This is a genomic window from Nocardioides flavus (ex Wang et al. 2016) (assembly GCF_014653115.1).
Taxonomy (GTDB): domain Bacteria; phylum Actinomycetota; class Actinomycetes; order Propionibacteriales; family Nocardioidaceae; genus Nocardioides; species Nocardioides flavus.
The window spans coordinates 219705-245620 of the sequence record NZ_BNAD01000003.1 but is presented as its reverse complement, the minus strand read 5'-3'; the positions used below and the strand labels follow the sequence as shown (position 1 = coordinate 245620).

22 protein-coding genes and 1 pseudogene are annotated in these 25916 nt (G+C 71.3%); 10 read left to right on the top strand and 13 right to left on the bottom strand.

The features are described 5' to 3' along the window. Positions 1–69: 69 nt before the first annotated feature. From IE200_RS08110 to IE200_RS08100, 3 genes are read right to left on the bottom strand one after another with little or no spacing between them, the layout of a single operon-like run. Entirely contained in the window at positions 70–813 is a 744-nt protein-coding gene (locus tag IE200_RS08110) for a succinate dehydrogenase/fumarate reductase iron-sulfur subunit (protein WP_191278880.1), read from the bottom strand. A 2-nt stretch (positions 814–815) separates the two neighbouring features. Continuing rightward, positions 816–2837, bottom strand: a complete 2022-nt coding sequence (locus IE200_RS08105; RefSeq protein ID WP_191279091.1) for a fumarate reductase/succinate dehydrogenase flavoprotein subunit — start codon at positions 2835–2837, stop codon at positions 816–818. A gap of 41 nt (positions 2838–2878) precedes the next feature. Beyond that, the gene (locus tag IE200_RS08100; protein ID WP_229856289.1) at positions 2879–3598 is read right to left on the bottom strand and encodes a succinate dehydrogenase cytochrome b subunit; all 720 of its coding nucleotides are present in this window, start codon (positions 3596–3598) and stop codon (positions 2879–2881) included. 158 nt (positions 3599–3756) lie between these two features. Between IE200_RS08100 and IE200_RS08095 the strand changes: the two genes are divergently transcribed. Genes IE200_RS08095 through IE200_RS08085 form a run of 3 tightly spaced genes read left to right on the top strand, consistent with a single transcriptional unit; the run spans position 3757 to position 7239 of the window. Next, a complete protein-coding gene (locus IE200_RS08095) occupies positions 3757–4578 on the top strand; it encodes a hypothetical protein (RefSeq protein ID WP_191278879.1) in 822 nt (273 codons plus the stop codon). A gap of 20 nt (positions 4579–4598) precedes the next feature. After that, a complete protein-coding gene (locus tag IE200_RS08090; RefSeq protein ID WP_229856286.1) occupies positions 4599–6452 on the top strand; it encodes a fumarate reductase/succinate dehydrogenase flavoprotein subunit in 1854 nt (617 codons plus the stop codon). Between the two features lie 10 nt (positions 6453–6462). Continuing rightward, positions 6463–7239 (top strand): succinate dehydrogenase/fumarate reductase iron-sulfur subunit, encoded by a 777-nt coding sequence (locus IE200_RS08085; RefSeq protein WP_191278878.1) that lies wholly within the window; start codon positions 6463–6465, stop codon positions 7237–7239. A 98-nt stretch (positions 7240–7337) separates the two neighbouring features. On the opposite strand, the pseudogene IE200_RS21175 reads toward IE200_RS08085, so the two are convergent. Together IE200_RS21175 and IE200_RS08080 are read right to left on the bottom strand one after the other, a co-directional pair. Continuing rightward, positions 7338–7715, bottom strand: a pseudogene (locus tag IE200_RS21175) (DUF4328 domain-containing protein); the annotation flags it as partial. Then, positions 7715–7837 carry a DUF2510 domain-containing protein gene (locus IE200_RS08080; protein ID WP_191278877.1) on the bottom strand — a complete coding sequence of 41 codons (123 nt, stop codon included), beginning with the start codon at positions 7835–7837 and terminating at the stop codon, positions 7715–7717. The pseudogene IE200_RS21175 and the gene IE200_RS08080, both read right to left, overlap by 1 nt. Before the next feature lie 94 nt (positions 7838–7931). Here IE200_RS08080 and IE200_RS08075 point away from each other — a divergent pair, with 94 nt between their 5' ends. From IE200_RS08075 to IE200_RS08060, 4 genes are read left to right on the top strand one after another with little or no spacing between them, the layout of a single operon-like run. Beyond that, positions 7932–9740 (top strand): methylmalonyl-CoA mutase family protein, encoded by a 1809-nt coding sequence (locus tag IE200_RS08075; RefSeq protein ID WP_191278876.1) that lies wholly within the window; start codon positions 7932–7934, stop codon positions 9738–9740. Next, complete coding sequence (gene scpA / locus IE200_RS08070; protein WP_191278875.1) at positions 9737–11923, top strand: methylmalonyl-CoA mutase; 2187 nt, start codon at positions 9737–9739, stop codon at positions 11921–11923. Before IE200_RS08075 ends, scpA begins: the two co-directional genes overlap by 4 nt. Beyond that, positions 11923–12933 (top strand): methylmalonyl Co-A mutase-associated GTPase MeaB, encoded by a 1011-nt coding sequence (gene meaB / locus IE200_RS08065; protein WP_191278874.1) that lies wholly within the window; start codon positions 11923–11925, stop codon positions 12931–12933. Before scpA ends, meaB begins: the two co-directional genes overlap by 1 nt. Positions 12934–12945: 12 nt before the next feature. Beyond that, positions 12946–14133 (top strand): amidohydrolase, encoded by a 1188-nt coding sequence (locus IE200_RS08060; protein WP_191278873.1) that lies wholly within the window; start codon positions 12946–12948, stop codon positions 14131–14133. 12 nt (positions 14134–14145) lie between these two features. Here IE200_RS08060 and IE200_RS08055 read toward each other — a convergent pair whose 3' ends face one another. Then, positions 14146–15291 (bottom strand): sensor histidine kinase, encoded by a 1146-nt coding sequence (locus IE200_RS08055; RefSeq protein WP_191278872.1) that lies wholly within the window; start codon positions 15289–15291, stop codon positions 14146–14148. A 38-nt stretch (positions 15292–15329) separates the two neighbouring features. Then, the gene (locus IE200_RS08050; RefSeq protein ID WP_191278871.1) at positions 15330–15749 is read right to left on the bottom strand and encodes an OsmC family protein; all 420 of its coding nucleotides are present in this window, start codon (positions 15747–15749) and stop codon (positions 15330–15332) included. A gap of 33 nt (positions 15750–15782) precedes the next feature. Here IE200_RS08050 and IE200_RS08045 point away from each other — a divergent pair, with 33 nt between their 5' ends. Continuing rightward, complete coding sequence (locus IE200_RS08045) at positions 15783–16973, top strand: MFS transporter (protein ID WP_229856284.1); 1191 nt, start codon at positions 15783–15785, stop codon at positions 16971–16973. Here the strand turns inward: IE200_RS08045 and IE200_RS08040 are convergent. From IE200_RS08040 to IE200_RS08020, 5 genes are all read right to left on the bottom strand, one after another. After that, the gene (locus IE200_RS08040; protein WP_191278870.1) at positions 16963–18099 is read right to left on the bottom strand and encodes a CDP-glycerol glycerophosphotransferase family protein; all 1137 of its coding nucleotides are present in this window, start codon (positions 18097–18099) and stop codon (positions 16963–16965) included. The two genes, IE200_RS08045 and IE200_RS08040, sit on opposite strands and share 11 nt — an antisense overlap. Before the next feature lie 69 nt (positions 18100–18168). Further along, complete coding sequence (locus IE200_RS08035; protein WP_229856283.1) at positions 18169–19473, bottom strand: ABC transporter permease; 1305 nt, start codon at positions 19471–19473, stop codon at positions 18169–18171. Further along, positions 19470–20699, bottom strand: a complete 1230-nt coding sequence (locus IE200_RS08030) for an ABC transporter permease (RefSeq protein ID WP_191278869.1) — start codon at positions 20697–20699, stop codon at positions 19470–19472. The genes IE200_RS08035 and IE200_RS08030 overlap by 4 nt, the downstream gene beginning before the upstream one ends. Continuing rightward, positions 20696–22219 carry an ABC transporter ATP-binding protein gene (locus IE200_RS08025; RefSeq protein WP_191278868.1) on the bottom strand — a complete coding sequence of 508 codons (1524 nt, stop codon included), beginning with the start codon at positions 22217–22219 and terminating at the stop codon, positions 20696–20698. Before IE200_RS08025 ends, IE200_RS08030 begins: the two co-directional genes overlap by 4 nt. Before the next feature lie 203 nt (positions 22220–22422). Next, positions 22423–23535, bottom strand: coding sequence for a BMP family lipoprotein (locus IE200_RS08020; RefSeq protein ID WP_229856281.1), 1113 nt, complete (start codon positions 23533–23535; stop codon positions 22423–22425). 165 nt (positions 23536–23700) lie between these two features. Between IE200_RS08020 and IE200_RS08015 the strand changes: the two genes are divergently transcribed. Together IE200_RS08015 and IE200_RS08010 are read left to right on the top strand one after the other, a co-directional pair. After that, on the top strand, positions 23701–24117 hold the full coding sequence (locus IE200_RS08015) for a cytidine deaminase (protein WP_191278866.1): 417 nt from the start codon (positions 23701–23703) through the stop codon (positions 24115–24117). Then, positions 24117–25400: a thymidine phosphorylase gene (locus tag IE200_RS08010; RefSeq protein WP_191278865.1), complete on the top strand. Its 1284-nt coding sequence runs from the start codon at positions 24117–24119 to the stop codon at positions 25398–25400. The genes IE200_RS08015 and IE200_RS08010 overlap by 1 nt, the downstream gene beginning before the upstream one ends. 40 nt (positions 25401–25440) lie before the next feature. Here the strand turns inward: IE200_RS08010 and IE200_RS08005 are convergent, their stop codons facing one another. Continuing rightward, entirely contained in the window at positions 25441–25893 is a 453-nt protein-coding gene (locus IE200_RS08005) for a MaoC family dehydratase (protein WP_191278864.1), read from the bottom strand. Between the last annotated feature and the right edge of the window lie 23 nt (positions 25894–25916).

The following is a 25916-nucleotide window of genomic DNA, read 5'->3' as shown; positions in this document are numbered from 1 at the left end:
TGAGGCAGGTCCCCGCTGACATGACGAAGGGCCGGGGGAGACCCCCGGCCCTTCGTCAGCGGACAGTGCTCAGTGACCGTGCTTGATCGCGGTGCGCAGGTCCTTGTTGAGCTGGGAGATCACGTCGAGCGGGATCTCCTTGGGGCAGGCGGCGGTGCAGGCGCCGATGTTGGTGCAGCCGCCGAAGCCCTCGTGGTCGTGCTGGGCGACCATGTTGACCACGCGGGTGTCGCGCTCGGGCTGTCCCTGGGGCAGCTCGCCGAGGTGGGTGATCTTCGCACCCATGAACAGCGACGCCGAGCCGTTGGGGCAGGCCGCGACGCACGCGCCGCACCCGATGCAGGTCGCCACGTTGAAGGCACGCAGCGCGTCGTCGCGCGGGACGGGTACGGAGTGGGCCTCCGGCGCCGAGCCGGTGTTGACCGAGATGTAGCCGCCCTGCTGGATGATCCGGTCGAAGGCGCTGCGGTCGACGATGAGGTCCTTGACGACCGGGAAGGCGTCGGAGCGCCACGGCTCGATCGTGATGGTCTCGCCGTCCTTGAACGACCGCATGTGCAACTGGCAGGTCGTGGTGACCTCCGGACCGTGCGCGTCGCCGTTGATCATCAGCCCGCACGTGCCGCAGATGCCCTCGCGGCAGTCGGAGTCGAACGCGATCGGCTCTTCGCCCTTCTCGTTGAGCTGCTCGTTGAGCACGTCGAGCATCTCGAGGAACGACATGTCGGGCGACACGTCGGAGAGCTCGTAGGTGTGCATCGCCCCGGCGGACGAGGCGTCCGGCTGGCGCCAGATCTTGAGGGTCAGGTTCATGCTCACTTGTAGCTCCGCTGCTTCATCTCGATGGCGGTGTAGACGAGGTCTTCCTTGTGCAGGACGGGGATCGAGTCCTCGCCTGCCCACTCCCACGCGGCGACGTAGGCGTACTCGTCGTCGTGGCGCAGCGCCTCGCCGTCCTCGGTCTGCGACTCGCCGCGGAAGTGGCCGCCGCACGACTCGCGCCGGTTGAGGGCGTCGATGCACATCAGCTCGCCGAGCTCGAAGAAGTCGGCCACGCGGCCGGCCTTCTCGAGCGACTGGTTGAGGGTCTCGGCGCTGCCGAGGACCTTCACGTTGCGGTAGAAGTCGTCCTTCAGGGAGCGGATGAGGTCGATGGCCTTCTTGAGGCCGGTCTCGGTGCGCTCCATGCCGCAGTACTCCCACATGATGTTGCCGAGCTCGCGGTGGTAGGAGTCGACGCTGCGGGTGCCGTTGACGGACAGGAAGTGGTCGATGCGGGACTTCACCGACTCGCGCGCCTCGACGACGGCGGGGTGGTCCTCGGTGATCTCCTCGAAGGGCCCGTCCGCGAGGTAGTCGCGGATGGTGTGGGGGAGGACGAAGTAGCCGTCGGCCAGGCCCTGCATCAGCGCCGAGGCGCCGAGGCGGTTCGCCCCGTGGTCGGAGAAGTTGGCCTCGCCGGTCACGAACAGGCCCGGGATCGTGGACTGCAGGTCGTAGTCGACCCACAGGCCGCCCATCACGTAGTGCACGGCGGGGTAGATGCGCATCGGGACCTCGAACGGGTTCTCGCCGGTGATGCGCTCGTACATGTCGAAGAGGTTGTCGTACTTCTCGGTGATGCCCTTCTTGCCCAGCCGCTCGATGGCGGCGGAGAAGTCGAGGTAGACACCACGGCGTACGCCGTCGACCTCGGGGCCGACGCCGCGACCCTCGTCGCAGACGTTCTTGGCCGCACGCGAGGCGATGTCGCGGGGGACCAGGTTTCCGAAGGAGGGGTAGATCCGCTCCAGGTAGTAGTCGCGGTCCTCCTCGGGGATCTCGCGGGGGTCCTTGTCGCAGTCGGCCTGGTTCTTCGGCACCCAGATGCGGCCGTCGTTGCGCAGCGACTCCGACATCAGCGTCAGCTTGGACTGGTGCGAGCCCGAGACGGGGATGCAGGTCGGGTGGATCTGCGTGTAGCAGGGGTTGGCCATGAAGGCGCCCTTGCGGTGCGCGCGCCACGCGGCGGTGACGTTGCAGCCCATCGCGTTGGTCGAGAGGTAGAAGACGTTGCCGTAGCCGCCCGAGGCGAGCACGACGACGTCGGCGAGGTGGGTCTCGATCGCGCCGGTGACCATGTCGCGGGCGACGATGCCGCGCGCCTTGCCGTCGACGGTGATCAGCTCGAGCATCTCGTGGCGGGTGAAGGTCTCCACCGTGCCGGCCGCGACCTGCCGCTCGAGGGCCTGGTACGCGCCGATGAGCAGCTGCTGGCCGGTCTGGCCGCGGGCGTAGAACGTGCGGGAGACCTGCACGCCGCCGAACGACCGGTTGTCGAGCAGGCCGCCGTACTCGCGGGCGAAGGGGACGCCCTGCGCGACGCACTGGTCGATGATGTTGGTGCTGACCTCGGCCAGTCGGTAGACGTTGGACTCGCGCGAGCGGTAGTCGCCGCCCTTGACCGTGTCGTAGAAGAGCCGGTGGACGGAGTCGCCGTCCTCCTTGTAGTTCTTCGCGGCGTTGATGCCGCCCTGGGCGGCGATCGAGTGGGCGCGGCGCGGGGAGTCCTGGTAGCAGAAGGACTTCACCCGGTAGCCGGCCTCGCCGAGCGTCGCCGCGGCCGACGCGCCGGCCAGGCCGGTGCCGACGATGATGATGGAGAGCTTGCGGCGGTTGGCCGGGTTGACCAGGCGCGCCTCGAACTTGCGCGTCTGCCACCGCTCGGCGATGGGGACGTCGGGCGCCTTGGTGTCGAACAGGGGCGCGCCCGGGGTGTAGTAGCCCGCGGCGTCGTCGTAGTCGCCGTCGAGCGACCCGCTGGCCGAGGCCTCCGTCGAGGTGACGGTGTCGGGCATGTCCATGTCGTGGCTGTCGTGGCTCACTGTACGGTGACCCCTTACTTGGTGATGATGCCGGCGAGGACGGCGAGCGGGACGAGGGAGAAGCCGACCGAGACGATCAGCGCGACGACGAAGCCGAACGTCTTGGCGCGCTGGCGCTTGGCCGCGGTGCCCGTCCAGCCGAGGGTCTGGGCGGCGCTCCAGATCCCATGGTGCAGGTGCGCGCCCAGCGCGAGCATCGCGACGAGGTAGATCACGGTCATCCACCACACCTCGAAGGTGTCGACCATGAGCAGGTACGGGTCGTCGGTGGCGCCGCCCTGCGGGTTGACCTTGCCGATGGTGAAGTTGAGGAGGTGCCACACCAGGAAGACGAAGATCGTCACGCCGCCCCAGCGCATCATCAGGCTGGCGCGCGTCACGCCGGTGTTCTTCTTGACGACGTACCTGGTGGTCCGGGCCCGCGCGGCGCGGCGCCACAGCGCCACGGCGCAGGCGACGTGCACGACCAGCGACAGGATCAGGCCGAGCCGGATGATCCAGAGCGCGCCCTCGTGCGGCAGCATCGGCTCGCCGAGCTCGCGCAGGTGGTGGGCGTACTCGTTGAACGCCTCCTGCCCGGCGAACGCCTTGAGGTTGCCGTACATGTGGGCGAGCACGAAGCCGAGGAAGATGAATCCGCTGACCGCCATGCCGAGCTTGAGGGCGATCGTCGTGCGCGCGGCCCGCGCGCCCGTCACGAGCCGAGGCCGAGGGGGAGTGAGTTGGGTTGCCACGATCCACACGGTATCGCGGCGTTCATGCGCAGGACGCGCCGAGGGCGTGTGAGGTTTCACTGGGCGCGTTGTCTTCCGCTCAGGTGTGACACACGCCATAGTCGGGGGCGTCGCCGGGACCACGTCGCGGACCCGGCCCATGACCTCACGGAGGACGCATGGCGACGACCGACCACGGCGTGACCAGTCCGGGCCGCGCGCACATCGAGGCACGGACGCTGCGCCAGGACCGATGGTGGCAGTCACCGCTCGCGACGTTCGTGGTCTTCTCGGGCTTCGTCGTGTTCGCGACGATCCGCGCCTTCATGGGCCGTGACTACTACGCGACGCCCTACCTCTCGCCGTTCTACTCGCCCTGCCTCGGCGACTGCGTCGAGGGCGCCTCCGACTTCGGGCAGCCCTTCGCGTGGTGGCCGCTGTCGGCGGCGCTGATCATCCTGGTCTTCCCGCTGGGCTTCCGGATGACCTGCTACTACTACCGCAAGGCCTACTACCGCGCGTTCTGGCTGAGCCCGCCGGCGTGCGGCGTCGCCGAGCCGCACACGTCCTACTCCGGCGAGACGCGCTTCCCGCTGATCCTGCAGAACGTGCACCGCTGGTTCTGGTACGCCGCGGTGGTGGTGGGCCTGGTGCTGACCTTCGACGTGGTGCTCGCGTTCCGCCCGATGCCGGCCGAGTACGCCCTCGGCGACGGGGAGACCAGCGGCATCCACATGGGCCTGGGCACCCTCTTGATGCTCGTCAACGTCGTGCTCATCTGGCTCTACACGCTCTCGTGCCACTCGTGCCGCCACGTCGTCGGCGGCCGGCTGCGCCACTTCTCCAAGCACCCGGTGCGCTACCGGCTCTGGACGTGGGTCTCGCGGCTGAACACCAGCCACGGCCGGTGGGCGTGGTACTCCCTGTTCTCCGTCGCGGTCGTCGACTTCTACATCTTCCTGCTCGCCACCGGCAGGATCCAGGACGTGAGGTTCTTTTGAGCACCGACACCAGGCACCCGATGACGGGCAACGAGATGTCGCCCGAGGCGCGCGGCGGCATGGAGCGCCACTCCTACGACGTCGTGGTGATCGGCGCCGGGGGAGCGGGCCTGCGGGCCGCGATCGCCGCGCACGAGGCGGGCGCCCGTACGGCGGTCGTGTGCAAGTCCCTGCTCGGCAAGGCGCACACGGTGATGGCCGAGGGCGGCGCGGCCGCGGCGCTGGGCAACCGGTGGCCCGAGGACACGTGGCAGGTCCACTTCCGCGACACCATGCGCGGCGGCAAGATGCTCAACAACTGGCGCATGGCCCAGCTGCACGCGCAGGAGGCGCCCGAGCGGGTGCTCGAGCTCGAGGACTGGGGCGCGCTGTTCGACCGCACCGAGGACGGGCTCATCTCCCAGCGCGACTTCGGCGGGCACAGGTACGCCCGGCTCGCGCACGTCGGCGACCGCACCGGCCTCGAGCTGATCCGTACGCTCCAGCAGCGCACCGTGCAGCTGGGCATCGACGTCTTCATGGAGTGCACGGTCACCGAGGTCCTCAAGCAGGAGGGACAGGTGGCGGGCGCGTTCGGCTACTGGCGCGAGACCGGCCGCTTCATCACCTTCGAGGCGCCGAGCGTGATCCTCGCGACCGGCGGGATCGGCAAGTCCTACAAGGTGACGTCCAACTCCTGGGAGTACACCGGCGACGGCCACGCCCTGGCCCTGCGCGCCGGCGCGAGCCTCATCAACATGGAGTTCGTCCAGTTCCACCCGACCGGCATGGTGTGGCCCCCGTCGGTGAAGGGGCTGCTCGTCACCGAGTCGGTGCGCGGCGACGGCGGCATCCTGCGCAACTCGCAAGGCGCACGGTTCATGTTCGACTACATCCCGGACTTCTTCCGGGCCGAGACGGCCGACACGGAGGAGGAGGCCGACGCCTGGTACGAGGACAAGAAGAACAACCGCCGGCCTCCCGAGCTGCTGCCCCGCGACGAGGTCGCGCGCGCCATCAACTCCGAGATCAAGGCCGGGCGCGGGTCACCGCACGGCGGCATCTACCTCGACATCGCGAGCCGTCGCGACGCCGACTACATCCGCAAGCGGCTGCCCTCGATGTACCACCAGTTCAAGGAGCTCGCCGACGTCGACATCACCGCCGAGCCGATGGAGATCGGGCCGACCTGCCACTACGTGATGGGCGGCGTGGAGGTCGACCCCGACAGCCAGCAGTCGGCCGTCACCGGCCTGTACGCCGCAGGTGAGGTCAGTGGCGGCATGCACGGCTCCAACCGGCTGGGCGGCAACTCGCTGTCGGACCTGCTGGTGTTCGGCAAGCGGGCCGGCGAGGCGGCGGCCGCCCACGCGACCTCCCTCGACCAGCGGGGACAGCGTCCGGTGGTCGACGAGGCGGACGTGAAGGCGGCGCAGGCCGACGCCCTGGCGCCGTTCGAGGTCTCGGCCGGTCCGGGGGGAGGCGGCGAGAACCCGTACACGATCCAGCACGACCTCCAGCAGTCGATGAACGACCTCGTCGGCATCATCCGCACCGCCACCGAGCTCGAGGCCTCGCTCGCCGAGCTCGAGCGGCTCAAGCAGCGCGCGGACCGGATGGTCGTCGAGGGCCACCGGCAGTACAACCCCGGCTGGCACCTCGCGCTCGACCTGCGCAACATGCTGCTGGTCAGCGAGTGCATCGCGAAGGCGGCGCTGGCCCGCCAGGAGTCCCGCGGCGGCCACACCCGTGACGACTTCCCGGGGCCCGATCCCGAGTGGGGCGCCAAGAACCTGGTGCTCTCGCTCGACGAGGCCGGCACCGGCGTCGACATCGCGGAGAAGCCGCTGCCGACGATGCCCGACGACCTGCAGCAGCTCTTCGAGGACAAGTGAGGGGACAGCCATGGCCTACGACCTGAAGCTGCGCGTCTGGCGCGGCGACGCCGAGGGCGGCGATCTCACCGACTACACCGTCGAGGTGTCCGAGGGCGAGGTCGTGCTCGACGCGCTGCACCGCCTCCAGGCCACCCAGACCGGCGACCTGGCGATCCGCTGGAACTGCAAGGCCGGCAAGTGCGGCTCGTGCAGCGCCGAGGTCAACGGCCGGCCGCGGCTGATGTGCATGACGCGGCTCTCCGACTTCGACCCCGCGGAGACGATCACGGTCACCCCGATGCGCACGTTCCCGGTGATCCGCGACCTCGTCACCGACGTGTCCTTCAACTACGAGAAGGCCCGTGAGCTCCCGTACGCCGAGCTCGGCCCGCGTGACCCGGACGGCAAGCGCCGGATGATGCAGGTCGACGTCGAGCGCGGCCAGGAGTTCCGCAAGTGCATCGAGTGCTACCTGTGCCAGGACGTGTGCCACGTGGTCCGCGACCACGAGGACAACAAGCAGCACTTCGCCGGCCCGCGGTTCTTCATCCGCTACGCCGAGCTCGACATGCACCCTCTCGACACCCACGACCGGCGCCGGCTCGCGCAGGACGCGGCCGGGCTGGGGATGTGCAACATCACCAAATGCTGCACCGAGGTCTGCCCCGAGGGCATCCGCATCACCGACAACGGCATCATCCCGATGAAGGAGCGCGTCGTCGACAGGAAGTACGACCCGCTGGTGTGGCTGGGCAACAAGATCGGTCTCCGCAACCGGGACGACGACGGTCGCACCGAGGTGTGAGGCCGTCCCTCACGCTCCGGCGGGGAGAGGACCCGCGCGCGGATCTCGCGCACCACGAGCACGGCCAGCAGCGCGCAGACGATGCTGACCACGCTCGAGAGCCGCTCCCAGGACGCCGCCTCGCCCAGCGCGTCGATGTAGCCCCGGCCGACCGGCGCCTCGGCTGCCCGGCCGTAGAGCACGCTCACCACGCCGGACGATGCGCTCAGCGCGAGCCAGGTGCCCCACCACCAGCCCTGGCGGAGCGGCACCGCGACGTCCGCGTCGCCGGTGGCGCCGCGACGCACGTCGGAGACCATCTGGAAGGGCCGCCAGAGGTTGAGCACCGGGACGAACCAGCCGCCGATCGCCCAGCCGGACCCGTGGCGCATCGCACGGCGCTCCATCCGCGAGCTGCGGTGGGCGGTGTGGAGCCACACGACGAACAGCACCCCGGTCACGAGCAGCGTGAAGACCTCGGCGGAGCTCAGCACCATCAACAGGTCGATCCGCGCGCCGTCGGTGGGTGCGTGTGCCCGGTCCAGCGCTCCCCGTCCCACCAGCGCAGCCGTGACGCGTCCTGCGGGTCGGCGTACCAACCCTCCCCCCGAGAAGTCATGCCGGGATCATGCCCGACCCGGGGCCGTGGCGTGAGACGTATGCCATAGCCCGTGCGGTGTCCGTCGGGTGACGACCGCCATATCCTGCGCTACATGACCGACGCGGACGGTGTTCTCGAAGGCGGGCTCGACGAGCCCGCGGACCTCCAGCCTGCCGAGGGCTCGCTCCGGCTCGTGGGTGACGACGACTCCTACGACGTGGCCGCCTGGGAGGCAGCGACCGCCGCCGTGCTGCGCAAGGCGCGCCGGCTGGGCGAGGACGACCCCGACTCCGACGTGTGGTCCGCGCTGACCCGTACGACGCTGGACGGTATTGCCGTCGCGCCGATCGGCCAGCCCGCCGACCTCGACGACCTCAGCACGAGCGGACGCCCGCAGCGTGTCGGCGCCTGGGACGTACGGGCGTCCCTCGTGGGCGACGACGCCGCCGCGGTCAACGAGGCGGCGTTGGTCGACCTCGACAACGGCGCCACCTCCCTGCTCCTGGACCTCGCTGCCGGCACGGACCTCGCTGCCGCGCTCGCCGGCGTGATGCTCGACCTGGCCCCGGTGACGCTGGAGCGTCCGGGCGCCGAGCAGTCGGAGGCGCTGGCCCGGCTGCTCGAGGACACCGCGGCCGACCCGCACCCGGGCAACAACCTCTCCGCCGACCCCACGGACGACGACGCCGCGGCGTTCGTCGCGACCGTGCGCCGTGCGCGGTCCCTCGGCGTGCTGGGCGCCGTCGTCGACGGCACCGCGCTCCACGACCGCGGCGCCAGCGACGCGCAGGAGCTCGGCTGGACCATGGCGGTGGGCGTGCACCACCTGCGCCTGCTCACCGACGCGGGCCTGTCCGTGGACGAGGCGGCGGCGCTGGTCGAGTTCCGCTACGCCGCGACCGACGAGCAGTTCCCGACGATCGCCAAGCTCCGCGCGGCGCGCCGGCTGTGGGCGCGGGTGCTCGAGGCGAGCGGTGCGGGCGACGTCCCGCAGCGCCAGCACGTCGTCACCAGCCGGGCGATGATGAGCCGCAACGATCCGTGGGTCAACATGCTCCGCGGCACCGTCGCGGCGTTCGCGGCAGGCGTCGGCGGTGCCGACGCGATCACCGTGGTGCCCTTCGACGAGCGGCTCGGGGCGCCGGACGCGCTCGGTCGGCGCATCGCCCGCAACACCTCCTCGCTGCTCATCGAGGAGTCCCACGTCGCCGCCGTGACCGACCCGGCCGGCGGCTCGTACGCCGTGGAGAAGCTCACCGACGACCTGGCCGTCGCGGGGTGGGCCGAGCTCGGCCGCATCGAGTCCGCCGGCGGAGCCGTCGCCGCGGACGCGCTGGCCGGGGTGGAGGAGCGGGTCGCAGCCGTGCGTGCCGCTCGCGACGCCGGGATCGCCGACCGCTCCCGCCCGCTGACCGGCGTCTCGGAGTTCCCCAACCTCGACGAGGTGCTGCCCGAGCGGGCGCCGTGGCAGCGCCCCGGCGTGCACTACGCCGCGCCCTACGAGGACATGCGCTCCGCGCCCGCCGGGCGCCCGGTCTTCCTCGCCACGATGGGCAGCGTCGCCGCGCACACCGCGCGCGCGACCTTCGCGACCAACCTCTTCGCCGCCGGCGGGGTCGCCGTCGAGGCGGCGGGCGCCACGACCGGCGTCGAGGACGTGATGGCGGCGTACACCGGGCAGCCGGTCGTCTGCCTCGCCGGCACCGACGCGGCGTACGCCGAGTGGGGCACCGACCTCGTCGCGGGCCTGCGCGCGGCCGGGGCGACGTACGTCGTGCTCGCGGGCAGGCCGGGGGCAGTCGGTCTCGAGACGGGACTTCGTCCCTCCTCGACCAGCGAGGTGTACGTGGACGACTCGTGTGCCATGGGGGTCGACGCGCTCGGCTTCCTCGGCCGGATCCGAGAGGAGCTCTCGAAGTGAGCATCCCGAAGAACTTCGCCGAGGTGGGTCTCGACACGCCCGCTCGTTCCTCGCGAGCTGCTCGACCGGCGAATGAGGCCCCGTGGGCGAGCCCGGAGGGCATCGAGGTCCTCCCGGTCTACGGCCCCGAGCACCTCGAGGGCCTCGACGGCCTCGACACGTGGCCGGGCCTGGCACCGTTCCTGCGCGGGCCCTACCCGACGATGTACACCACGCAGCCGTGGACGATCCGGCAGTACGCCGGCTTCTCCACCGCCGAGGAGTCCAACGCGTTCTACCGCCGCAACCTCGCGGCCGGCCAGAAGGGCCTGAGCGTCGCCTTCGACCTCGCCACCCACCGTGGCTACGACTCCGACCACCCGCGGGTGCGCGGCGACGTCGGCATGGCGGGCGTGGCGATCGACTCGATCTACGACACCCGCACCCTGTTCGACGGCATCCCGCTCGACGAGATGTCGGTGTCGATGACGATGAACGGCGCGGTGCTGCCGGTGCTCGCGCTCTACATCGCGGCGGCCGAGGAGCAGGGGGTGAAGCCGGAACAGCTCGCGGGGACCATCCAGAACGACATCCTCAAGGAGTTCATGGTCCGCAACACCTACATCTACCCGCCTGCGCCGAGCATGCGGATCATCAGCGACATCTTCGCCTTCACCAGCGCGAGGATGCCGCGGTTCAACTCGATCTCGATCTCCGGCTACCACATCCAGGAGGCCGGGGCGACCGCCGACCTCGAGCTCGCCTACACGCTCGCCGACGGCGTGGAGTACATCCGGGCCGGTCTGGGCACCGGCATGACGATCGACCAGTTCGCCCCGCGCCTGAGCTTCTTCTGGGCCATCGGGATGAACTTCTTCATGGAGGTCGCCAAGATGCGCGCGGCCCGGGCGCTGTGGGCGCGGCTGGTCGACGACTTCGACCCGCAGAACCCGAAGTCGCGCTCGCTGCGCACGCACAGCCAGACCTCGGGCTGGTCGCTGACCGCGCAGGACGTCTTCAACAACGTCGGGCGCACCTGCATCGAGGCGATGGCCGCCACGCAGGGCCACACGCAGTCGCTGCACACCAACGCCCTCGACGAGGCGATCGCGCTGCCGACGGACTTCTCCGCCCGCATCGCCCGCAACACCCAGCTGCTGCTGCAGCAGGAGTCCGGCACCACGGAGATCATCGACCCGTGGGCCGGCTCCTACTACGTCGAGAAGCTCACCCACGACCTCGCCGAGCGCGCGTGGGCGCACATCCAGGAGGCCGAGCGCGCCGGCGGCATGGCCGCGGCGATCGAGCAGGGCATCCCCAAGATGCGCATCGAGGAGGCGGCCGCCCGTACCCAGGCGCGCATCGACTCGGGAGCGCAGAAGGTCATCGGGGTCAACACCTTCCGCCTCGCCGCGGAGGACAGGCTCGACGTGCTGCGCGTCGACAACGACGACGTCTACCGCCAGCAGGTCGCCAAGCTCGAGCGACTGCGCGCCGAGCGCGACGACGACGACGTACGGCGGGCGCTGGACGCGCTGACGGCGTCGGCCGAGCGCGGCCCGGCCGGAGACGGCTCCCTCGACGGCAACCTGCTCGCGCTCGCCGTCGACGCGGCCCGCGCCAAGGCGACGGTGGGGGAGATCTCCGACGCGCTGGAGAAGGTCTACGGCCGCCACCAGGCGGTGATCCGTACGATCAGCGGCGTGTACCGCGACGAGGCCGCCAAGTCCGGACCGGGCGCCGAGGGCTCCAAGGTCGACGAGGTGCTCCGCGCGACCGAGGAGTTCGAGGCCGAGGAGGGCCGCCGCCCGCGCATCCTCGTGGCCAAGATGGGCCAGGACGGCCACGACCGCGGCCAGAAGGTCGTGGTCACCGCGTTCGCCGACCTCGGCTTCGACGTCGACGTGGGGCCGCTGTTCTCCACGCCGGAGGAGGTCGCCCAGCAGGCGGTCGACGCCGACGTGCACATCGTCGGGGTGTCGTCGCTGGCCGCCGGCCACCTCACGCTGCTGCCCGCGCTCAAGCAGGCGCTGGCCGACCAGGGCCGCCCGGACATCATGGTCGTCATCGGCGGCGTGATCCCGCCCGACGACGTCGAGACGCTCAAGGAGATGGGCGCCGCGGCGGTGTTCCTGCCGGGCACCGTGATCGCGGAGTCGGCGCTCGACCTGATCGCGCGGCTGCGGGACGAGCACGCCTCCTGATGGCCCGCCCGGTCGACGTCGCCGCGCTGGTCGAGGGAGTGCGGTCGGGGCAGCGGGCAGCCGTCTCGCGCGCCATCACGCTGGTGGAGTCGTCGCGTCCGGAGCACCGCGTGGCGACACGTGAGCTGCTGACGGAGATCGCCTCGATCGAGCGACCGCTCGCCACGCGTGTGGGCATCTCGGGTGTCCCCGGCGTCGGCAAGTCGACCTTCATCGAGGCGCTCGGCACCCGGCTCACCGCCGCCGGGCACCGCGTGGGCGTCCTCGCCGTCGACCCGTCCTCGGTGCGTACGGGCGGCTCCGTGCTCGGTGACAAGACGCGGATGGCCACGCTGGCCGTCGACCCCCGCGCGTTCATCCGGCCCTCGCCCTCGGCCGGCACGCTCGGCGGGGTGGCCCGGGCGACCACGCAGGCGATGCTGGTGCTCGAGGCGGCCGGCCACGACGTGGTGCTCGTGGAGACCGTCGGGGTCGGGCAGTCCGAGGTCACGGTGTCGCGGATGGTCGACACGTTCCTCTTCCTGACCCTCGCCCGCACCGGCGACCAGCTCCAGGGGATCAAGAAGGGCATCCTGGAGATCGCCGACGTGGTCGCGGTCAACAAGGCCGACGGCGAGCACGAGGCCGACGCCCGCGTCGCGGCGCGCGACCTCGCCGGCGCACTGCGCCTGGTGCGCGGCCACGCCGAGTGGGCCCCGCCGGTGGTCACCTGCTCGGCGCTCACCGGCGCCGGCGTCGACGACGTCTGGCAGCGGGTCGGCGCCCACCGCGAGCACCTCGGCGCCGACGGCCTGGCCCACAAGCGGGCCACGCAGCAGCTCGACTTCACCTGGGCGCTGGTGCGCGACGAGCTCGACCAGCGGCTGCGCTCCTCGCCGGGCGTGGCGGCCGTGCGCGACGACGTGCGCCGCGCGGTGCTGTCGGGCGAGCTGCCCGCCCCGCTGGCCGCGGACCGGATCCTCGCCGCGTACGACCGAGACTCCGCCCGGCGGGACGCGACCCGCCCGTAGACTGAGCCGGTCATGCCAGAACCCCTCCCCGCCACCTCCGTCATCGCCGAGACCGTCGACAAGTACGCCGACGACCTCGTCGCCCTCCGCCGCGACCTCCACGCCCACCCCGAGCTGAGCTGGGCCGAGGAGCGCACCTCCGAGGCGGTCGCGACCGCGCTCGAGGGGGCGGGCTGGGCCGTGACGCGGCCCGAGGGCGGAGGCGTGCTGGCCGAGATCGGCCACGGCGGGAGCCTCGTCGCGCTGCGCGCGGACCTCGACGCGCTGCCCGTGGACGACCTGATCTCCGACCCGTGGAAGAGCACCAACCCCGGTGTCGCCCACGCCTGCGGCCACGACGTGCACACCGCCGGCCTGGTGGGAGCCGGCCTCGCGCTGGCCGAGGTCGCCACGCGCGGCCTCCTGCGCGGGCGCGTGCGCCTGCTGTTCCAGCCCGCCGAGGAGGTGATGCCCGGTGGCGCCCTGCACCTGATCTCGGCCGGCGCGCTCGAGGGCGTCTCGCACGTCTTCGGCCTGCACTGCGACCCCAGCCTTGACGTGGGCCGGGTCGGCCTGCGCGAGGGTCCGCTCACCGGTGCCGCCGACGCGCTGACCGTACGCCTCATCGGCAAGGGCGGGCACACCTCGCGCCCCCACCTCACCGAGGACCTCACCTTCGCCCTCGGCAAGGTCATCACCGAGCTGCCGGCGATCCTGAGCCGTCGCCTCGACCCGCGCGCGGGCGTCAGCGTGGTGTGGGGCATGGTGCGTGCGGGCTCGGCCCACAACGTCATCCCGCACGGAGGCGTCGTCGCCGGCACCGTGCGCATGCTCGACGCGGTGGCGTGGGCCGACGCCGAGCACCTGATCCGCCAGCTGATCACCTCCATCGTGGCGCCCTACAGCGTCACCGCCGAGGTGACCTACCAGCGCGGCGTGCCGCCGGTGGTCAACCACGAGGAGTCCACCCGCCTGCTCGGCATCGGCGTGGAGAACGTCCTGGGCCCGCACGGGCACGTGTCGACCGCGCAGAGCCTCGGCGGCGAGGACTTCGGGTGGTACCTCGACTCCGTGCCGGGCGCGATGGCCCGCCTCGGCACGCGGACGCCCGGCGGCCCGACGTACGACCTCCACCAGGGCAACCTGCGCGTCGACGAGGGCGCCACCACGATCGCCGCGCGAGTCCTCGCCGAGGCCGCCGTCACCGCGCTCGGCGCCTGAACCGGCGCGGGGTCACCTGCCGAGCGGGAACTCGAAGGTGAAGGTGCTGCCCTCGCCGAGGGTGGACTCCACGGCGAGCCGTCCCCCCATCAGGTCGACGAGCTTGCGGCAGATCGCCAGGCCCAGCCCGACGCCGCGCCCGTTGGCGACGGCGAAGGGATCGGCCTGGACGAACGGCTGGTAGAGGTCGTGCAGGTGGCACTCGGCGATGCCGATGCCGGTGTCGCGGACCACGACGTCGACCCAGCTGCCGGTCGCGTCGCCGGTCGCCGGCCGGCTCGACACCCGTACGTCGACGTGCCCGCGCTCGGTGAACGCCAGGGCGTTCTGCACGAGGTTGGTGATCACCTGGGTGATGCGGCGGGCGTCGCCCCTGCCGGCGGCAGGCACCGTGTCCTCGACGGTGAAGGTGATCGCGAGGCCCCGGCTGTCGGCCTGGCAGGACGCCCAGGACCGAACGTCGGCGACGATCGCGTGCATGTCGACCGGGCCGTCGCGCAGCACCGTCTGGTGCGCCTCGAGCCCGGAGAACTCCAGGATGTCCTGGACCACGCCCATGAGGCGCTCGCCCGAGCGGTGCACGATGCGCGCGAAGTGCTCCGGGTCCGGGTCGAGGTCGGAGCCGAGGAGGAGCTCGGACGCTCCGAGGATGGCGGCCAGAGGGGTGCGGACCTCGTGGCTCACGGTGGCGAGGAACAACGTCTTCGCGGCGTTGGCCACCTCGAGCTCGCGCAGCAGCCTCTTGGCCTCGGTCACGTCCTCGGAGACACCGTGCACGCCGACGACCTCGCCGCCGACGATCACCGGGATCGCCGTGCAACGGATGTCGGTGACCTCTCCGCTGGTGCTCACCACCCGCGCGTCCATGACCTGGGGCTCGCCTGCCATCGCACCCTCGAAGCCGGCCTGGATGACGGGCAGGTCGTCGGGGTGGATCACCTGGGCGAAGTGGGCCTGCCTCATCTCCTCGAGAGTGAGCCCCGCCATCGCCAGCGCCTGGTCGTTGGCGTCGGTGAAGAAGCCGCGCTGGTCGACGCTGTACGCCGCGTGGGGGTGGTGCGTGAACAGCGACGCATAGCGCTCGGGGCCCTGGGCGAGAGCGCCTTCGCCGAGGGATGCGGACGACGACGAGGAGGGATCGCGCTCGCCGGTTGCCATCAGGACCTCCGAGATATCCAGAACGGGTTCGCCGCACGTTACCCCGGCCGCAGGTCCGTCCCCGTATCGGCCGATGCCGGCGACACCGCCGCCCCCGCACGGAGCGCGCGGGGGATCTCGGCGACGTCGTCCACCACGGCGAGCAGGCGTGCCAGGTCCTCGGCCGGAGCCCGCGAGTCCACCGTCACGGAGTAGGCGATGCCGGTCGAGCACCACGCGCCGTCGAAGCCGCCGTCGGCCTCGACCGCGACACCCGCCACATGGATCCCGAGCCTCTCGGCCTCGCGGTAGGTGTCGTTGAGCACGCAGAGCGCCACCGACAGGTGCAGCAGCTGGGCGCCGTTGGTGGCCGGGCCGGCCACGACGCCTTCGACGGTCCAGGTGTGGTGCAGCACGACCCCCTCGCTGCCGCGAAGGGTTCCGGCGCTGGCGCGCACGCCGAGCGGTGACAGGTCCATGTGCAGATTCTGCCCGTCGTTAGACTCCCGGCCGTGAGCGCGCGGGGGCCGATCTGGCGGGAGCCGGGGATGGCGCCGCTGGTGGCGATGACGTGCGCGGGGTTCTCCGGCTACGCGGTGCTGCTCACGGTCGCTCCCCTGTGGGCCGTGGAGGGCGGTGCGACGACGGCCGGTGCCGGGCTGGTCAACGGCGTGCTCCTGCTCTTCACCGTGCTGACCCAGCTCCTGGTCCCAGGGGCGCTGCGCAGGTTCGGGTGGGGGCCGGTGCTCGCGGGCGGACTGCTGCTGCTGGGCGTCCCCGGCGCCCTGCTCACGCTGGGCAACGAGCTGGAGGTGGTCCTGGGCCTGTCCGCCGTGCGGGGCGTCGGCTTCGGGGTCCTGACGGTCGCGGGGAGCGCCGCGGTCGCGGCGCTCGTCGGCGCACCGCGCATCGGGGAGGCGATCGGCGCGTACGGCCTCGCGGTCGCGGTGCCGAACCTCCTCCTGCTCCCGGCGGGGCCCTGGATCGCCGAGAGCGTCGGTTGGTGGGTGGCGTTCGCCGTCAGCGCGCTGCCGGTGGCCGGCATCCCGGCCGCGCTGCGGCTCGCCACGGCGCTCCGCAGCAGCGCCCCCGACCTGCACCCGGGGACGGACGAGCCGCCCGACCCGTACGACTCGGCGTCCGCCGCCTACGTGCGGCTGCTGCGGCCGATGCTGCTGCTCCTGGCGGTCACCCTGGCCGGCGGCGCGGTGATCACGTTCACACCCCAGATGGTCGACAGCCCCTCGGTCGCCGCGGGCGGGCTGTTCCTCATGGGACTGACGGCAGCGCTGAGCCGCTGGCGGGTCGGAGCGCTGGCTGACCGTCACGGCGCAGAGCGCTTCATCCTGCCGCTGGTCCCCCTGACCGGGGCCGGGATGGCGCTCGTGGCATGGTCGGTCGCCGACACCGACGGTCTCCGGGTGGGCTCGTTCCTGGCGGCGATGCTCCTGGTGGGCCTGTGCTACGGCAGCCTGCAGAACCTGACGCTCGTCGTCGCCTTCGCCTCGGTCTCGCGTCGGCACCACAACCGCGCGAGCGCGGTGTGGAACGTCGGCTTCGACGCAGGGACCGCCCTGGGCTCGGTGGCGGTCGGGGTGATCGCCGAGGCCAGCTCGTTCGCCACCGCCTTCCTGGTCGCGGGCGGACTCGCGGTGGCGACGCTGCCGCTGGCGGTGCGGCGCCGGTCGCTCGTCAGGCAGTGATCGCCGCGTCCGAGCCCCGGGCGAGGAGCTGGTCGCGCAGGACCACCAGCTGGCTCACCTCGGCGAGGAAGCGGCCGGTGCTCTCGCCCACGTGCAGGTCGTCGAAGTAGTGGTGCCGCATCGCCACGCGGGCCAGGTGGTGCTCGTCGTGGGCGAGCCGGTCGGCGAGGAGCGAGGCCAGGGCGTCGACCGTGGTGGCGTCGACGACGTCGGAGCAGCGGCTGATCGGCGCCTGGTGGTGCAGCGCGTCGACGTCGGCCTGCGGGTCGGTGATGAAGATCGGCTTGTCGGTGTGGAGGTAGAGCCAGTCCAGCCCGACCGACGACACGTCGGTGACCATGGCGTCGCACCCCGGCATCACGGCGAGGATGTCGCCGGTCAGGACCTGGGTGTGCCCGGCGTCCGGGTCGAGACGGGCGGCCTCGTCGACGAGGCCCAGGATGCGCAGGTGCGCCTCCGCGATCCCCGGGGTCAGGCTGGTGGTGACCTTGGGGTGCGGCTTGTAGACCAGGCGCACGTCGGGCACCGCGAGGATCGCGCGGACGACCTGCTCGCCGAGCACCTCGACGGAGGTGTAGTCGTTGTAGTCCGCGTCGCCCTCCCACGTGGGGGCGTAGAGCACCGTCCGGCGCGGGCTCGGATCCAGCAGCGGCGTGCGGGGGAGGTCGAGCTGGGGCCGGCCGACCCGGACCAGGCGGGAGGCGTCGAAGTCGAGCAGTCCCTCGACGTAGCGCTCGACCGCGGCGTCACCGGCGACGAAGACCCGGTCGTAGGCCTTGGCGTTGTTGCTGGCCATCGACTGCTTGTCGCTCTCGCCGTGGTTGATGTGGACGTGCAGCATCCGGGCGTCGACCAGCGACTCGAAGTTGAGCACGCCGTTGTTGCAGTAGAGGACGACCTTGGCGTCGAGGCGGGCGTAGAGCTCGGTGAGCTCGGCGAAGGTCTGCGCGGTGAGCACGGGGAGGCCCGTGCGCGAGCCGATCAGCTCGGCGGAGTCCGGGTCGCGCAGCACCACACCGACCGGGTGGACCCGGTCGAGGATCTCGAGGACCTCGAGCCACTGCGCGAGCTGGTAGGTCCTCGTCGGGTCGCCGGAGAAGTAGGCGATCACGGACACGTCGTTCACGTACGGAGTCTACGCGCGCAGGAGGGCCCGGCGCACCGCGCCGGACCCTCCTGGACACCCACTGGACACCTACTGCTGCCTGTACGGCACTCCGTCCGCCGCCGGCGGGCGGGAGCGTCCGACGAGGCCCGCCACCGCCAAGATGGTGACGAGGTACGGCAGCATCAGCATGAACTGGCTCGGCACGGGGGAGCCGATGGCAGACAGCACGCCCTGCAGGTTGGTCGCGAAGCCGAAGAGCAGCGCCGCGAGGGTCGCGCGGATCGGGTCCCACTTGCCGAAGATGACCGCCGCCAGCGCGATGTAGCCCGCGCCGCCGGTCATCTCGCGGTTGAAGCCGGCGACGGAGACGAGGCTGAAGTAGGCGCCGCCGAGACCGGCGATCGCGCCCGCGAGCAGGATCGTGCGGTAGCGGGTGCGGTTGACCTTGATGCCCACGGTGTCGGCCGCCTTGGGGTGCTCGCCGACGGCACGGACCCGCAGGCCCCAGCGCGTGCGGTAGAGCGCGTAGGCGACGATCGCCACGACGGCGTACAGCACGTAGACGAGCGGGGTCTGGCGGAACAGGATCGGGCCGATCAGCGGGATGTCGCCGAGGACCGGGATCGGGAAGGCGCGCAGCCGCTCGGGGGAGTTGAGCGACTCGGCGTTGGGCGTGAGGACCTGGCGGAACATGAAGTTGGTCAGGCCCACCACGAGCACGTTGAGCACGACGCCGACGATGACCTGGTCGACGAAGTAGGTGATCGCGAACAGCCCGAGGACCAGCGCCACGAGTGCGCCGGCGACCGCGGCCGCGACGAGGCCGGCCCACGGCGAGCCCGTCGTGGAGGCGGTGATCGCGGCGGCGAAGGCGCCGAGGAGCAGCTGGCCCTCGATGGCGATGTTGACCACGCCGGCCCGCTCGCCGAGCACGCCGCCCAGCGCACCGAACACCAGCGGGATGGCGAGCGCCACCGCGCCGCCGAGGAGGCTGACGAGGCGGATGCGGCCGTCGGCCGCGGCCCAGCTGAGGAAGCCGGTCATCCAGGCGATCGCGAAGACGATCGGGATCCAGCCCGGCTGGCGCACGTGCGCGAGCATGCGGCGTACGGCCTCGGCGGTGAGCGCCAGGCACACGACCACCATCACCCACGCGGTCGGGCCCGAGGGAACCACGATGTCGGGCAGCGTGACGAAGTCGCTCTCGGCCGCCAGCTGGAAGGTGGTGTCACCGGAGTGGGCCGAGCGCAGGAGGATGCCCGCGAGCAGCGCCGTCAGCACGCCGAGCGCGATCGGCAGCTTGCGCGCACCGGCCTTGCGGGTGGGCGCGACGGCGGTGTCGGCCGCCAGCCCTCCGCTGTCGGGGGTCGGCGTGTCGGTCACGGTGCTCACTTGGCCTCCTGGGCGGGGAGCCGGAAGATCGCGCGCACCAGGGGAGGGGCGGCGAGGAAGAGGACGATCAGCGACTGCACCACCAGCACCAGGTCGACCGAGATGTTCTCGGACGTCTGCATGGTGAAGCCGCCTGCCTTGAAGGCGCCGAAGAGCAGGCCTGCGGCCAGGATCCCGAGCGGGCGCGAGCGGCCGAGCAGCGCGACGGTGATCGCGTCGAAGCCGATGCCGGCGTCGAGGTCGAGCGAGACGCCGCTCGGGACGGTGCCGAGCACCTGGTTGACGCCGGCGAGGCCGAGCAGCGAGCCGGCGATCATCATGACGACGGTGTACGTGCGCCCGACGTTGATGCCGGAGGCGCGGGCCGCGTGCGGGTTCTCACCGACCGCGCGGATCCGGTAGCCGAGGGTGGAGCGGTTGAGCAGCCACCACGCGACGCCGACCGCGAGGAGCGCGAGGACGAAGCCGAAGTGCAGGTTGAACCGTTCGCCGAGCACGTCGGGAAGGACCGCGCTGTCCTTCATGGGCGGCGACTTCGGGTTCACCGAGCCGGGCGTCTTGAGCAGCCACTCCTTGGTGAGCGCCCAGAACAGCAGGTAGTAGCCGACGTAGTTGAGCATGATCGTGACGATCACCTCGTGGGCACCCGTACGGGCCTTGAGCAGGCCGGCCAGGCCGCCCCACAGGGCGCCGGCGGCCATGCCGACCAGGACGGCGAGCGGCAGGTGCACGACCATCGGCAGGTCGACCTGGAAGCCCACCCAGCCGGCCGCGCCACCGGCGACGAGCATCTGGCCGCGGCCACCGATGTTGAACAGCGACGCGCGGAATGCGAGGCCCACGCCGAGCCCGCCGAGGATGAGCGGGCCCGCGAACTTCAGCGTCTCGGTGAGGGGGCGCCACTGCTGGGCCGGCTCGGTGAGGTTGTAGTTGAAGATCGCGCCGCGGAACATCGCGCTGTAGGCGCCGGAGATGGCCTCCCACACCGCGGTGAAGAAGTCGGAGGGTCGTGCCGTGAGGTACCCGGCGGTCTCCCGCACGCCCTCGTCGATCGCGGCGATCATCACCGAGCCGACGAAGATCGCGAGCAGCACGGCCAGCACGCCGGCGAGGGCGTCGCCGGAGGCGATCTCCCGCAGCAGCGACCGGGAGCGCTCGGCGCGCGCGTCGTGCGGGTCGACGTCGGGGGCGGGCTTGTCCGACTGGGGCTTCTCGGTGTCGGTCATGACGCTACGTCCTTCAGGTCCTTCGGGCGTTCGCCGGTCATCATGAGGCCGAGGGTCTCGCGGGGCGTGTCGGCCGGGACGATGCCGACGACCTTGCCGCGGTAGAGCACCATGATGCGGTCGGCGAGCGCGACCACCTCGTCGAGCTCGGTGGAGACCACCAGGACCGGGATGCCGCTGTCGCGGGTCGCGACGATCTGCTTGTGGATGAACTCGATCGAGCCGACGTCGACGCCGCGGGTCGGCTGCGCCGCGACGAGCAGGCGCAGGTCGCGGGAGAGCTCGCGCGCCACGACGACCTTCTGCTGGTTGCCGCCCGAGAGGTTGCCGGCGAGCGTGTCGATGTCGCGGGCGCGGACGTCGTACTGCTTGAGCTTCTCCGCCGCGAACTCGCGCAGCGCCCCGAGCCGCAGGTTGCCGTTCTTGACGAACGGCGACCTGAAGCTGCGGTTGAGCATGAGGTTCTCGGCGATGGTGAAGCCGGGGACGAGGCCGTCGACCTGGCGGTCCTCGGGGATGAACCCGACGCCGGCATCGAGGATCTGGCGGGTGGAGCGGCCCACGAGCTCGGTGCCGTCGAGCACGATCGAGCCGGTGACGTCGTCCTGGAGGCCGAGCAGGGCCTCGGTGAGCTCGGTCTGGCCGTTGCCCTGCACGCCCGCGACCGCGAGGATCTCGCCGGCGCGGATCGTGAAGCTGAGGCCGTCGACCTGGGCGTGGCCCGCGAGGTCGGTGACCCGGAGGTCCTTGACCACGAGGGCGTCCGCGCCGAGCTCGGGCTCGTCCTTGTGGACGACGAGCTCCACCGGACGACCGACCATCATCGAGGCGAGCTCGGCGTTGCTGGCGGTGGGCTCGGCCTCGCCGACGACCTTGCCGAGCCGGATGACCGTGATGCGGTCGGCGACGGCACGCACCTCGCGGAGCTTGTGGGTGATGAAGACGATCGCCTTCCCGGCCTCCTTGAGCTGGCGCATGATCTCCATCAGCTCGTCGGTCTCCTGGGGGGTGAGCACCGCGGTCGGCTCGTCGAAGACGAGCAGCTCGGCGTCACGGGAGAGCGCCTTGATGATCTCGACCCGCTGCTGCACGCCCACCGGGAGGTCCTCGACGAGCGCGTCGGGGTTGACGTGGAAGCCGAAGCGCTCGGAGATCTCGGTGACGCGCGTGCTGGCGGCCTCGAGGTCGAGGCTGCCGGCGAAGCCGGTGGTCTCGTTGCCGAGCATCACGTTCTCGGCGACGGTGAAGACGGGGATCAGCATGAAGTGCTGGTGGACCATGCCGATGCCGGCGGCCATCGCGTCGCCCGGGCCGGTGAAGTGCTGGACCTCGCCGTCGAGCTCGATCTCGCCCTCGTCGGCCTTGTAGAGGCCGTAGAGGACGTTCATCAGCGTCGACTTGCCGGCACCGTTCTCGCCGAGGAGGCAGTGGATCTCACCGGGCTCGACGGTCAAGGAGATCGAGTCGTTGGCCACCACGCTGCCGAAGCGTTTGGTGATGCCTCGCAGGACGAGTCTCATGGCATCGCATCCTAGGGGTCGGAATGTGCGCGAGAAGCGCGCGGAGAAGGGTAACCGTGGGTGGTCGGGCACCTCTGCCCCGAGATGTGCCAAAGGTGGGACCGGAGGTCTGGCAACCGGGGGCCGTCGTGCGGCCCGGCCGCCAAAAGAGAGGGAGGCCGACGGATCCGTCGGCCTCCCCCCGGGGTGGTGCGTGGTGGGCGTCAGCCCAGGTAGGACTCCACGGTGATCGAGCCGTCGATGATGCCGGCCTTCACCTCGTCGAGCTGGGCGGCGAGGTCGGGGTTGACCTTGTCCTCGAAGTTGTGGAACGGCGCGATGCCGACGCCGTCGTTCTCGAGGGTGCCGATGTAGGGCGAGAAGTCGAACTCGTCGTTGCCGGCGGCCAGGACGGCCTCGTAGGTCGAGACCTTCATGCCCTTGAGGATCGAGGTCATGACGTAGTCCTGCGTGCTCGGGTCGGTCTCGTACAGGTCGGCGTCGACGCCGATCATGGCGATGTCCTTGCCCGAGTCCTGGATCGCGGTGATCGCACCCTGGTAGATCGGGCCACCGACGGGCAGGATCACGTCGACGTCCTGGTCGAGGATCTGCTTGGCGGTGCTGGTCGCGGCCTCGTTGGCCTCGAAGCCACCGGTGAACGAGCCGTTCTTGCCGTTCCAGCCGACGACCTCGACGTCCTTGCCGTTCTCCTCGGCGTAGTACTCGGCGCCCTGCTTGAAGCCGTCCATGAAGATGGTGACGGTCGGGAAGGGCATGCCGCCGTAGGTGCCGACCTTGCCGGTCGTGGTGTAGTCGGCAGCGGCGTAGCCGGCGAGGAACGCGGCCTCGGCCGTGTTGTAGAGCAGCGGCTTGATGTTGGGCTGGTCGGCCTCACCGTCGAAGGTCTGGCCGTCCTCGCCGCCGTCGGCGGAGTCGTCGATCAGGACGTACTCGATGTCGGGGTTGGCGGCAGCCGACTCCTTGGTGGCCGCGGCCAGGGCGAAGCCGACGGTCACGATGACGTCGCAGCCCTCGCCGACGAGGCTCTCCAGGTTGGGGCCGTAGTCGTTCTCGCTGTTGGACTCGACCTCGGTCAGCTCGACACCCAGCTCGTCGGCGGCCTGCTTGGCGCCCTCGTAGCCGAGCTGGTTGAACGACTTGTCGTCGAAACCGCCGGCGTCGGAGACGATGCAGGGCTGGAAGTCGCTCGCAGCCTCGCTGCCGCTCCCACTCCCGTTGGTCTCCTCCTCGGGCGCGTCGCCGCACGCTGCCAGGGTCGCGGCCGCCAGCAGGGCCACGAGGCCGCTCGAGACGACCTTCCTCGACTTCTTCACAAATGCCTCCAAGTTCGTGCCCCCGGAGTGGGGTCGCTTTCGGGCAGCATGATGCCTGCCGGGAGACACCCCGTCACGCGGTTCGGAACTTCCGAAATGCGTTTGAGACATAAAAGTCGCCGGAGAACTTTCGGCGGAACCTGCCAAAGACTGTCGCTTCCTCGTATGCGCCATAGTGGCCGCGTGAAGCAGCAGGAGTGGGACGAGCTCAGGGCCACGGCAGTCGAGGTGATGGGACGGGCGTACGCGCCGTACTCCCGCTACCCGGTCGGCGCGGCCGCCCGGGTGGACGACGGCCGCGTGGTGGTGGGGTGCAACGTCGAGAACGCGGCGTACGGGGTGGTGCTGTGCGCCGAGTGCGGCGTGGTCTCCCAGCTGCACGCCACGGGCGGTGGGCGACTGACCCACTTCGTCTGCGTCAACGGGGCGGGCGAGATCATCATGCCGTGCGGCCGGTGCCGCCAGCTGCTGTTCGAGCACGGTGGCCGCGACCTGCTGGTCTGGACCGTCTCGGGCGTCAAGCCCATGTCCGAGGTGCTGCCCGACGCCTTCGGACCCGACGACCTTGAAGGGATCAAGTAGTGGCCGCCCACGACGCCGTCGAGGTGATCCTCGCCAAGCGCGACAAGCACGAGCTCAGCGACAGCCAGATCGACTGGGTGATCGACGCCTTCACGCGCGGCGACGTCGCCGACGAGCAGATGTCCGCCCTCGCCATGGCGATCCTGCTCAACGGGATGAACCGGCGCGAGATCTCGCGGTGGACCGGGGCGATGATCGCCTCGGGGGAGCGGATGGACTTCTCCACGCTCTCGCGCCCCACCGCCGACAAGCACTCCACCGGCGGCGTCGGCGACAAGATCACCCTGCCGCTGGCCCCGCTCGTCGCCGCGTGCGGCGTCGCCGTACCCCAGCTGTCGGGTCGCGGCCTCGGACACACCGGCGGCACGCTCGACAAGCTCGAGGCGATCCCCGGCTGGCAGGCGTCGCTGAGCAACGAGGAGATGCTCGCCCAGCTGGAGTCGGTGGGAGCGGTGATCTGCGCGGCCGGCGACGGCCTGGCGCCCGCCGACAAGAAGCTGTACGCGCTGCGCGACGTCACCGGGACCGTCGAGGCGATCCCGCTCATCGCCTCCTCGATCATGTCGAAGAAGATCGCGGAGGGCACCGGCGCGCTCGTGCTCGACGTGAAGGTCGGCACCGGCGCCTTCATGAAGTCCCTCGACCGGGCCCGCGAGCTGGCCGAGACCATGGTGGCGCTCGGCACCGACGCGGGCGTCCACACGGTCGCCCTGCTCACCGACATGTCCACCCCGCTCGGACGCACGGCCGGCAACGCCGTCGAGGTCCAGGAGTCGGTCGACGTCCTCGCCGGCGGCGGACCGGCCGACGTGGTCGAGCTGACCCTGGCCCTGGCCCGCGAGATGCTCGCCGGCGCCGGGCGTGACGACGTCGACCCGGCCGACAAGCTCGGCGACGGCTCGGCGATGGACGCCTGGAAGGCGATGATCCGCGCGCAGGGCGGCGACCCCGACGCGGCGCTGCCGCAGGCGAAGGAGTCGCACGTCGTCACCGCTCCGGCCACCGGCACCCTCACCCGCCTCGACGCGATGGCGGTCGGCATGGCCGCCTGGCGCCTCGGCGCGGGCCGCGCCCGCAAGGAGGACCCGGTGCAGGCCGGGGCCGGTGTGGTGTGGCACGCCCGACCGGGCGACGAGGTCACCGAGGGCCAGCCGCTCTTCACGCTGCTCACCGACGAGCCCGAGCGCTTCGACCGGGCGCTCGCCTCGTTGGATGGCGGCTACGACATCGAGGAGGGCGCGGGGTTCACCCGCGGGGAGATCGTGCTCGACCGGATCTCGTGACGGTCGCTGCGCGACCTCCTCGACCAACGGTCGGGCGCGCTCAGGCGAGCAGCAGGACCACGTGGGCGGCCACGCAGGCCGGCTTGTCGTGGCCCTCGATCTCGACCGTGTGCTCGACGACCAGCTGCTTGCCGGCGGGCAGGTCGCGCACCTCGCCGAACCGCACGTGCGAGCGCAGCCGGGCATCGACCGGGACGGGCGCGGGGAAGCGCACCTTCTCCAGCCCGTAGTTGAGCCGCGCGCCCGGTGTCTCGAGGCGGAAGACCTGCGAGGCGAAGTGGGGCAGCAGGCTCAGGGTCAGGAACCCGTGGGCGATCGTGGTGCCGAAGGGGCCCGCGGCGGCCGCCTCGACGTCGACGTGGATCCACTGGTGGTCGAGGGTGGCGTCGGCGAAGGCGTCGATCCGGGCCTGGTCGACGGCGAGCCAGTCGCTGGTGCCGATCTCGGACCCGGCGGCCTCGGCGACCTCGGAGAGCGTGGTGAAGGTGCGCATGCGACGAACATAGTGCTCGACCA

Bases quoted from the DNA above. Each gene is read 5' to 3' on its own strand.
- IE200_RS08060 (WP_191278873.1), top strand. From the start codon at position 12,946: ATGCCAGAACCCCTCCCCGCCACCTCCGTCATCGCCGAGACCGTCGAC.
- IE200_RS08080 (WP_191278877.1), bottom strand. From the start codon at position 7,837: ATGACTTCTCGGGGGGAGGGTTGGTACGCCGACCCGCAGGACGCGTCA.
- IE200_RS08085 (WP_191278878.1), top strand. From the start codon at position 6,463: ATGGCCTACGACCTGAAGCTGCGCGTCTGGCGCGGCGACGCCGAGGGC.
- IE200_RS08090 (WP_229856286.1), top strand. From the start codon at position 4,599: ATGACGGGCAACGAGATGTCGCCCGAGGCGCGCGGCGGCATGGAGCGC.
- IE200_RS08055 (WP_191278872.1), bottom strand. From the start codon at position 15,291: ATGGCAACCGGCGAGCGCGATCCCTCCTCGTCGTCGTCCGCATCCCTC.
- IE200_RS08050 (WP_191278871.1), bottom strand. From the start codon at position 15,749: ATGGACCTGTCACCGCTCGGCGTGCGCGCCAGCGCCGGAACCCTTCGC.
- IE200_RS08030 (WP_191278869.1), bottom strand. From the start codon at position 20,699: ATGACCGACACCGAGAAGCCCCAGTCGGACAAGCCCGCCCCCGACGTC.
- IE200_RS08075 (WP_191278876.1), top strand. From the start codon at position 7,932: ATGACCGACGCGGACGGTGTTCTCGAAGGCGGGCTCGACGAGCCCGCG.
- IE200_RS08005 (WP_191278864.1), bottom strand. From the start codon at position 25,893: ATGCGCACCTTCACCACGCTCTCCGAGGTCGCCGAGGCCGCCGGGTCC.
- IE200_RS08095 (WP_191278879.1), top strand. From the start codon at position 3,757: ATGGCGACGACCGACCACGGCGTGACCAGTCCGGGCCGCGCGCACATC.
- IE200_RS08025 (WP_191278868.1), bottom strand. From the start codon at position 22,219: ATGAGACTCGTCCTGCGAGGCATCACCAAACGCTTCGGCAGCGTGGTG.
- meaB (WP_191278874.1), top strand. From the start codon at position 11,923: ATGGCCCGCCCGGTCGACGTCGCCGCGCTGGTCGAGGGAGTGCGGTCG.
- IE200_RS08110 (WP_191278880.1), bottom strand. From the start codon at position 813: ATGAACCTGACCCTCAAGATCTGGCGCCAGCCGGACGCCTCGTCCGCC.
- IE200_RS08105 (WP_191279091.1), bottom strand. From the start codon at position 2,837: ATGCCCGACACCGTCACCTCGACGGAGGCCTCGGCCAGCGGGTCGCTC.
- IE200_RS08015 (WP_191278866.1), top strand. From the start codon at position 23,701: ATGCGCCATAGTGGCCGCGTGAAGCAGCAGGAGTGGGACGAGCTCAGG.